Genomic DNA, 9,401 nt, shown 5'->3' with positions numbered 1-9,401 from the left:
GGGAGCGGGCTTGCTCGCGAAAGCGGTCTGGCATTCACCCAATTATTTGGAAGACCACCGCACCGACCCATCCTCCCCATAAAACGTCTCTTCGATGTTCTCCCCCACCAGCCGCACCTTCACATACCCGTTCAACACCCGCTCCGGATACGCCTCATCCCCCGCCAACTGGGTTTCCGACCACAACACCCCGGCGTGTCCGTTCAACTCGCTGGTAGTGCCGTAGGGTATCGCCCCGTGTCCGGCGCAGCGTGCGTGCAACCCGCCCTGGGTGGCGTAGCAGATGCCGTTGTGCAAATGCCCCCAATACCAATAGTCCGGCTCACGCCCGAGGGCATCGCAGACGGGTTGGTAAAGCGCGGTCTTGTGGTGCCCGGAAATATCGAAACCCTGATGATGACTGAGCACCATGAGCTTTTTGCGCTTGGGCAGGCTTTTCATCCAGTCAATCTGTTGCGCGTTGAGGGTGCCGTCCATGTACAGATTCATGGCGTCCGAGGCGTAGGCACTGTCCAGGCCGACGACCAGCCAATCGTCGTTGTACAGAGCAAAGTAACTGGTGCCCTGTTGCACCGGGAAACGCTTGGCCAGCTCCTTGAAATAGCCGTGGGCGCCGCTGTACATCTCGTGGTTGGAATTGAGCGTGAACGAGCCGTGCTTGCCCTGGGGCCAGCCGACCATGTCGACGTCTTCCTGGGAATGGGTGCCGGCGTAATACACATCGCCCAGATGAATGGTGAAGTCGGCCTCGGCCAGTTGCATCTGATTGGCGACAGCCACGGCCGGAGCATGACTGTCGAACGGTCCGGTGCCCCAGTCGCCAGCGATCGCCAACACTACGTCGCTGTCCATTTTCACCAGCGCCGGGTTAGTGGCGAACGGCGCGTGATGGCGCAGGTTCTCGATCCACTTGAGCAACGCCTCACTCCACAACAGGTCGAGCAACTCCCATTTGCGGCAACCGAGCAAGGTGCCGTCCTTGAGCACGCGGGTCGGCAGTTCGTCCTCGGTTTGTGGCAAGGCGCTGGCATTGCCGATCTTCAGGATCGAAAGACCGTGGGCCAGCTCCCACGGCACGGCCGGTTCGTCATCCGGCAGGTCGCCGTGATCGATGACGTGCCGGGCCTGATCGTGGCCGCGCTGGAGCAACTTGACGATGGCCTCGAACTCTTCAGGCTCCAGGTCGTTGACGAGTTTCTTCCAGGACATCTCCAGCCGCGTGACCAACCCGTGCAGGCGGACTTTGACCTTGTCGAACTCATGTTCCCAATGGTGCAGTAATGACATGTGAACGCTCCTTCGCAGTGCCCTGGGCTACAGGGTTTTCATGAATTCGATCAGGGCCCGTTTGTCGGCATCCGACAACTGCGTGCCATACAGGTGGCCGCCGTTGTGGTTGCCTTCCAGGCGGGTGTCGTATTTGAAATCCGCCGACGCCTTCATCTGCGCGCCGCTGGTGATGAAGCCGACCTTCTCCTGGTCGTAGATGTCGGAACCGGTGTAGAACACTTGCGGGCGCAACTCGGGCGGTTGCAACAAGTCCCACAGGGTCGGCACCGAACCGTTATGCAGGTACGGCGCCCTTAGCCAGACGCCGTCGGTGGGGGTGTTGCTGTAGCTCTGGGTCTTGCGGTACGCGCCGAAGTCGAACGGCGGTTTCTTGAAGCCGTGGAACGCCGTCACCAGCCCGACGGTGAAGGAGTTCAGGCGATGGGGATCGGTGCCCAACTGGTCGATGTTGGTGGTGACCTGTCCTGTGTCGGCACGGCCGAAGTCGTGGCAAGCGGCACAGTTCTGCTCCCAGATCGGTTTGCCCTGGGCGACTTTCGCCTGGTCCAGGGCGAACGGCCACGCGGGCGCCTTGTGGCCCAGCAACCAATTGGTCACCCGGTTGAAACTCGGCGGCAGCACCGATTGCGGCGTCGCCCCCACGGCCATGGCCGCCGCGTAATTGCGTTCGTGAATCTTGTTGTTATTGCCGTCCCAATGCAGATACATCGACTCACGGGGTTTCTGGTTCCAGACCTGCGGCAAGTCCACGGTGCCGATGGTGGAGTCATCCGGGAAGCCGAACACCACCATTTTGGTCGGGTTGAAGGTATCGGTTCGCCCTGGACCTTGGGCCGGACGCAGCTTCTGCCAGGCGTAGGCCTGCTTCTGCTTGAGCAGCGCGCTCTTGGCCATGGGGATGATCAGGTAGCGGTTGTACAGCTTTTCGAAAAAGCCCAGTTGGAACTTGTTGTTGATCGCCGCCATGACCGCATCAGGAGTGAATTTCGGGTCGCTGGCACAATCGTAGGCAAACCACTGGAAGGCCTGCAATTGCAGGGTGTTGGCCGGTGCGGTGGCGACCGGAACCGCTACGTCACTGGCATTGGCCCGGTACGAGCCGGTGTGGCACAGCGCGCAGTTCGGCTCCACGGTGGGATAACCCAGTTGCCGCTTGGCCATGCCGATGGGCAAGTCGTTACCGTTCTCATAGAGAAACCCGAACACCTCGTAACCGCCGGGTTTGGGCAGTTTTTCCGGGCACATCTGCGGCAGTACAGCGAACAGGTAATAAGGGATCCGCGCTTCGATGCCCAGGCCGATGGCGGCGTATTTGTAATGGTCTTCGTCGGAAGCGAAGTCTGGCTGGGGCACCTCTCGTATCATCTGGTACCAGGTCTGGTAGCCGATGAAACCCAGCAGCAATACCACCACCAGCGTGCCGACCTTGAAGCCGTGACGGTGCCAGCGCCGCGCCCAACCGACTCGCCACTCCCGCCAACCGGCGCAGAGCAGGGCCAGAGGACGCTGGGCGACCGGGCTGCCCAGGTACAGCAGCACGCCCAGAATCAGGAACATGCTCAAGTCGCCCATCAACATCGGCACGAACAACTGGCCCTGGTTATTGGTGTTGATCAGGTAGATCCAGAACACCACCGCCACCAGCCGCGACAGCACGCACAACCACGAATGCACCACGAAACGCGGCGCATTGAACCCCGAGGGCATATAGAACAGGCTGATCCCCACCAGCAACATGCCGGTGTTTTCCAGCCAGGGATCGGACAACACGGGCGGCAGGCCGAGCATGGACGTCAGCAACGCCGGCGCGAACAGCGCCGGAATCGCGAAGACCATGTTCATCACAATCCCCACCCAGATGATGCGTTGGAACCAACGGATGTAAGTGTTCATGGCATCCATTTCCTTATTCGTGAACCGGAGCAAAGCTTTTGTGGCGAGGGAGCTTGCTCCCGCTGGGTCGCGCAGCGGCCCCCAGATTTCAGGAACGACGACTGCTTCGCAGCCGAGCGGGAGCAATCTCTGGCCACGGGTCAGTCTCCTAACCGAGGGCGGTCTTCTCCAGGTGTTCGAGGATGATCGGATACACATCCACCACCGCATCCTTGCCGAACATGCAATCGATGTGGCCGTAGCCCGGCACTTCGTGGCGGCTGAACAGCTGCGGGCCGTGCATATCGCACAGTCGCTCGTAGGTCTTGAGGGTGCTTTGAGGGAGGTAGCACTGGTTCTCGGCACCGCTGATGAAGCAGATCGGCAATTTCAACCGATCGAAATGCGGCATGTAGACGTCGTTGCCCTTGAAGTCCACCAGATGCCCCTTGCGCACGATCAGCGCCAGGTGCTCGAAGGTCTGGATGTTCGACTCACCGAACAATTCATGCAGGTTGTCGTGCAGGGTTTCGTTGAGGGTGTCGTGGCGGTACAGCGACGCATACATGAACGTGATGCGGTGGCAGACCGGGTTGGTGCAATAGCCCTGGGCCTCGATCCGGGCATAACCGTTGAGGGCCTTGTCGTAGAGTTTGTTGAACCAGCTTTCCTTGGTGTCGGCGTAGGCCGTAAGGGACTTGATGCCGATGGCATCGAGCATCCCCGGCAAATGCAAACCGGCCTTCAGTCCGGTGGCGGTGGCAACCACCGTGTCGGCGGCGATCTGCGAGCAGACCACCGAGCGCACCCCTTGCAGCCCCGCCAGCATCGACATGAAGAACGTCGTCGCCCCGTAGCAATGCACCACACATTGCACGTCGCGGGCCAGCGTGGCCTGCTGGATCTGCTCGATAGCTGCCTTGAAGTCGTACTGGGCCACCTGGTCGCCGTTCCATTCATGCTTGCTGGCCGGCAGCAGGATGCTCACCCGCAAGTCCAGCAGCCAGACGTCGTACTCGTGCTTGCACAGGTACTCCAGCAGGTTGGTCTGGATGGTGTCGGTGGAGAAAATATTCGACCCCACCCCCAGGCCATGCACCAGCATCACCGGGCCTTTGCTGCCCGCTTGATAGCGAGTCAGACGTAGCTCGACGTTGTCCTCGGTCTGGAAAAAATGCACGGTCGGCGCCGGGGCGTCCAGCGGCCGCTTGCTGCGGGGCGGCGCGTCCGGGTTGAAGTACACATCGCCTGCAAATACCCCACCGTAGCTCTCCCACAAAATGCCGGCGAAGAACTTGCCGAAGCGGGCCAACGCTTCCACTCGCTCACGCTCGTTGCGGGCGTTGAGCACTTTCATGGTGGTCATCTGCTTGGCGAAGTCGGCCGGCAGAATGTGCATCACCCCCGAGCCGATGACCTCGCCGCTCTTGTCCGGCCCGCGATACAGCGTGACATAGAGCGTGCTGGTGTCGTGCCAGATGTTCAGCACCCCGTTGTCCTCGGGCACAGTCTTGAAGGCACTGAAGTAATAATCGCTGCCGTCCTCGGCGGTCAGTTTCATGTCGTAGTTCATGTGCCGCACATCCACCTGTTCCTGATATTGCTCGAACAGGTTGAACACCCCGTTGCTGGCGACCAGCGGCTTGGGCGAGAGCAGCGGCGCATCCAGCGTACCCACCAGGGTTGCAGCGTGTTCCGGTTCCTTGATCAGGCGATTGAGGTCGGCGGCGGTGATGGTCAGGGTGAACTCGATGGTCGAGTTATCGGCTTTGCCGCGCTTGGCCGCCGCTTCGTAAAGCGAAAGATCAGTGCCCGGGGGCTGGGTAAATGCCGTGGAGAAGTAACCCTTCATGGTTTCAGTGAACTGCACGCCCAGGGTCGGCGCCGCCACCGGTTTGCGCGGGGCCGAGGGTAGCGTGTAATCGATGATCCAACCGCGATCGGCCGCCAGCAGGCCCATGTTGCGTTCGCTCACCGCCGAAATGGTCAACAACGGGTTAACCGCCAGGGAAGTCGGGATCACCGCACCGTCGGTCACGTACAGGCCAGGGTAGACATCCGTACCGCTGGCGCCACTGAACACTTGGCCCTTGTGGTTGACCACGCCTTGCGTCGCGTCTTCCCCCATCACGCAGCCGCCCAACGGATGGACCGAAACGATGCTGTGCTTGAGCAGCTTGGTCCAGATCGGATTTTCGACCCAGATCCCGCCCAACGCCTTGGTGCTCTGGTGCAAACGCTCATTGCCCAGCGTCACGTTTTCCTGCTCGCCGACGCCGGGCCAGTCGATGCGCAACTGATCCTTGTTGTCGAGCACCATGCGCCCCTTGCCGTTGTCGTGACTCATGATCAGGTACGTCTGCATGTTATGCAGCGCGCCGTAGTACGGGCCGCGCAGAAAGCTCTCGGCTTCCCGGGCCTTGTACTTGAGGCTGGCACCCAGACCCGTGTCGGTGGGCACACCAATCATCCCGGCGAACGCCGCCATGCTCGGCACCATGGGCCGGCCGAGTGCGCCGGGGATCGAGCCCTCCTCGATGACCATCCGGCTGCGCCAGTCACCCTCGGTACGCATGTCGATGATCGAGGTGATGCAAGGTCCCACCGGCTCCAATTCCTTGGCCGAATGGGCGCCGAAGCCGATGCCATTGATGGTCTGGTCGCAGTTGTGACCAAAGCCGAGGATGTCGCCGTTGCCGCTCATGTTCTCGCCCAGTTGACTGGACATCGACAGGCCTTTGTCCCGGGAACGCAGCATGATCTCGGTAGAGCCCAGGGTGCCCGCGGACACCACCACGATGTCGGCGCGCACGAACAGGGTTGGCGCCGAGAACATCTCGCGGCCGCTGTCCAGGTACTGGAAGTGCACGATCCAGCCATCGCCGTCGCGCTCCAGGTGCCTGACTTCGGCCTGGCAGAAAATCTCCGCGCCGTGGTTCCAGGCATCCGGCAGGTAATTCATCAGCGTGGTGTTCTTAGCCTTGTTGTTACAGCCCGAGACGCAATCTCCACAGCCGTTGCACGGCAACTGCTCGACGCCGACGTGGTTGAGGTTGTTAGGCAGCTTGTCGAACGTCACATTGATGGGCGGCTTGTAGAAATGCGCGTCCTGCTTGAGGTAACTGGCCGATTTGCGGTTGGCGTCGAGCTTGGGCAGCTTTGGCGACGAGTCGGGATACGGGTTGGGCTTGAGCATTTCCCGGGCCCGCGCATAACCGTCCTTGAGCAGCGTGTCGCGATGTTCGCGCACCGCCAGTGGCCAACGCGGGTCCTCGAACACACCGGGCTCCGGCTCCAGCGAAACGTTGGCGTTGATCAGCGAAGTGCCGCCCAGGCCGCAACCGACCACCACGTTCTGCTGGGCGTTGACGTGCAGATCAAACAGCCCGGTGCGCGATCCGATGTGACCGTCCGGGTCATGCACCTGCAACTCCTCGGTGGCCGCAAGCATGGTGTTGGGGTATTCGCCGGGCTGGATCTCCCGGCCCCGCTCCAGCAGACAAACCTTGCGCCCGGCCCGGGACAAACGTGAAGCAGCAATGCCTCCGCCGTAGCCGGAGCCGATGACAATAACGTCGTAATGCTCCTTGATGTCGCTGATGGGGGTCGAGATCCGTGTCATGTTCAAGTCCTCAAGGCAGATGGGGCAACTCTGCGGTTGCCTGCAAATCGACAGGCGCACGAACGCCTGGCCACTATCCCGTACGGGTTGGAGCGGCAGTCAACGGTGCTACAGGGGAAACTCAGGGCTCAACGAGGCGCTATAGACGCGCACGCTGATTGGTCGCGCGACGACGTCTGCGTTTGGGTAAACGGGTGGGAGGGGTCGGAGTACAGGTCGCAGCCGAGATCGGGTACCAGCAGGGGGGCTTGCTATCCATCATGCGTTCTCCCTGAACCAGATGTGGATAAAGTGGCGGTGTCCTTGTGCCATGAGTGAAGACAGCCGCCAGGGCCACGTCAAGGTGGATCCTTAGAACTGTATGAAATTTGATCTATCGCGTCTGGGCCTATGCCCGCCGTGGCCCTTACGCTTTCGCAAACAAGTTATCCACATGTCCACCCACAGCTAATGGGGACAAGTGCATCATTGCGACCTGTTTTTTTAAGTAAAAGCTAAAGAAAAACCGTGACTTATGAACAAAGAGCGTTTCTTTTCCATATCGATCAAAAACTGATCAGCGGCGTGAAAGCCTTGTCTGTCCTGGCTTCTGGAGGAGAGCGAACACCTTATCCACAGAAGCGCCAACAGTGTTTGGGGGTAATTCTGACGGTTCTGTGGAAAACCGCGTCTGTGGCCGGTAAATAGCGGTTTTAGCGGAATTTCCCGGATAAAAATGACGGATTGATCATTTTATAACCAACCTCATGAAAGCCCCGTTCCGTATGGCTTGTAGACGGGAGCGAACATCTTATCCACAGAAGCGCCAACAGAGATTGGGGGCAGATTCTTTTTTCCCTAAGACCTGCTCAACGAAAAATCACAGAAAAAACCGTGACTTAGGCTGATCATTTATTACCCGCAGGCCTGCAAGCCTTGATTTATCTGAGGTTTAGCGATGGACGAACAGGTTATCCACAGAACCGTGCACAAAGTATGTGGATAAAACAGGCGCAAATGAGAAAACCTACCTTTCATTTTTATTAAAACTCTTTCCCTTGGCATTCGTTGCCAGAATTTCCAATAGTGACGGCGGCACACTGAGCCCGAGAGAAATTTTCAGTCATGTTCACAAAAAATCGCTTGTTCATGCTCGCCTTGTCGCTAACTTTATTACAACAGGCAAGCCTCGCCCTCTCAACCTACTTCATTGCTATGGCGGGTGAAGCGTTATCGTTTCAAAATTACGCTTCTATTAAAAACTATATCGTGTATTTTTTTGCCTTCGCGCTGCTCGCTTATTTAATAAGCTCAGCGGGAGAACTTATCCGTGTTCGATTACACAACGCCACCTGGAAGGATTACGTCATACAGACTTTCACTCTCCTGAGAAAAGACATAAGCCTCTCCTCCAACAAGAACAACAAACTGACCACAAACTGGCTGACCGGTGAAGCAGCAGGTACCCTTGAGCACGCTGCAGCGTTCTATATTGGTATGTCCTCTACGTACCTCAACATTATTTTTACACTGGGTGTGTTTTACCTGACGCTTGGTTTTTTGATTTCCAGCGCGCTCTTGACCTCTCTCGCAGTTTCCATCGCGTTCGTCCTCGTCATGAGGGCCAAAATAGATGAATACGCCACCCGTCTGCAAAAAACCAAACTTCAGGCGCTGCTTGAAATTGAACCGCTCTGGCACAACTGCCATTTCGCCAGCTCGCGGATGTTCGAATTCAGAAAAGCCAAATACTCGGATCAGTCAGACATCTATTTCAGGACGACAGAAAAATATGTGCTGCTCGAACAGCTAATCGCCTGCCTGCCCATCTGCACCGCGGTGCTCATTATGATAATTGCCTTGTATTTACCTGCCGAGGTAACCGCTGTGCCTTTGGGCGTATTGGTGGCCGTACTGCCGAGAACTTTACAGCTGTTCGGCAGTGTTCATGCCCTCAGCATGTATGGCAGCCAACTCGTGATTGTCAGGCGAAAAGTAAAAAACCTTATTCACTTCACAGAAACCCTCGAAGCGCAAGATATTGCTGCGCAGATCGATGCCGAGCACATCACCATTGAAGAAGCCACTACTCACCAACGCTATGACCTGGCTCACTTCCAGTACAGTCTCATACACAATCAGTTAAATGTCGGGCGCTACCTCGTACAAGGCAGTAATGGTTCGGGAAAATCATCCTTCCTGAAACTGATCAAATCCCTGCCTGGCGAAACGGTACTTATATCACCCGACATAAATTTTTCAGAACCGGATGAAAATCTGTCGACGGGTCAGCGGCAAATGAAACAAATCTCAGGATTATTAATGCAACCCGCGGATGTTTTCTTGCTGGATGAATGGGACGCGAATCTGGATAAGCTCAACAGGGACATATTAAGTGCTGAGATCGATAGAATCGCGGCGCAAAAAATAGTCATTGAGGTAAGGCATTTGAATCCCAGATACGCGGAAAAACCTGAAAAAACCGTAGGTTAGGTTGAGTGTTTTTTGAGCACTGCCTTGGAGAGCCCGGTTGGCATGGTGTGCCGCGAGGGGCGAACAGGTTATCCACAGAGGCGCGCACAGGGATTGTGGGTAAACCCCCATCCTTACTGTGGGAGCGGGCTTGCTCGCGAAAGCG

5 protein-coding genes are annotated in these 9,401 nt (G+C 57.8%); 2 read left to right on the top strand and 3 right to left on the bottom strand.

Annotated features, from left to right (window positions below; all coding sequences use genetic code 11):
* Window positions 1–42 precede the first annotated feature (42 nt).
* The 3 genes from HU811_RS21070 to HU811_RS21060 form a co-directional block, all read right to left on the bottom strand.
* Window positions 43–1,287, bottom strand: a complete 1,245-nt coding sequence (locus tag HU811_RS21070; protein WP_092400745.1) for a metallophosphoesterase family protein — start codon at window positions 1,285–1,287, stop codon at window positions 43–45.
* 27 nt (window positions 1,288–1,314) lie between these two features.
* Window positions 1,315–3,183, bottom strand: a complete 1,869-nt coding sequence (locus tag HU811_RS21065) for a c-type cytochrome (protein WP_092400998.1) — start codon at window positions 3,181–3,183, stop codon at window positions 1,315–1,317.
* A gap of 148 nt (window positions 3,184–3,331) precedes the next feature.
* Window positions 3,332–6,784 carry a GMC oxidoreductase gene (locus tag HU811_RS21060; RefSeq protein ID WP_186657912.1) on the bottom strand — a complete coding sequence of 1,151 codons (3,453 nt, stop codon included), beginning with the start codon at window positions 6,782–6,784 and terminating at the stop codon, window positions 3,332–3,334.
* A gap of 507 nt (window positions 6,785–7,291) precedes the next feature.
* Here HU811_RS21060 and HU811_RS21055 point away from each other — a divergent pair.
* Together HU811_RS21055 and HU811_RS21050 are read left to right on the top strand one after the other, a co-directional pair.
* Window positions 7,292–7,471: a hypothetical protein gene (locus HU811_RS21055; protein ID WP_186657909.1), complete on the top strand. Its 180-nt coding sequence runs from the start codon at window positions 7,292–7,294 to the stop codon at window positions 7,469–7,471.
* 417 nt (window positions 7,472–7,888) lie between these two features.
* Complete coding sequence (locus HU811_RS21050) at window positions 7,889–9,256, top strand: hypothetical protein (RefSeq protein ID WP_186657907.1); 1,368 nt, start codon at window positions 7,889–7,891, stop codon at window positions 9,254–9,256.
* Window positions 9,257–9,401: the final 145 nt, after the last annotated feature.

This window comes from Pseudomonas tehranensis, assembly GCF_014268615.1.
GTDB lineage: Bacteria > Pseudomonadota > Gammaproteobacteria > Pseudomonadales > Pseudomonadaceae > Aquipseudomonas > Aquipseudomonas tehranensis.
The sequence above is the reverse complement of the archived record's forward strand: the minus strand, read 5'-3'. Positions and strand labels throughout refer to the sequence as shown.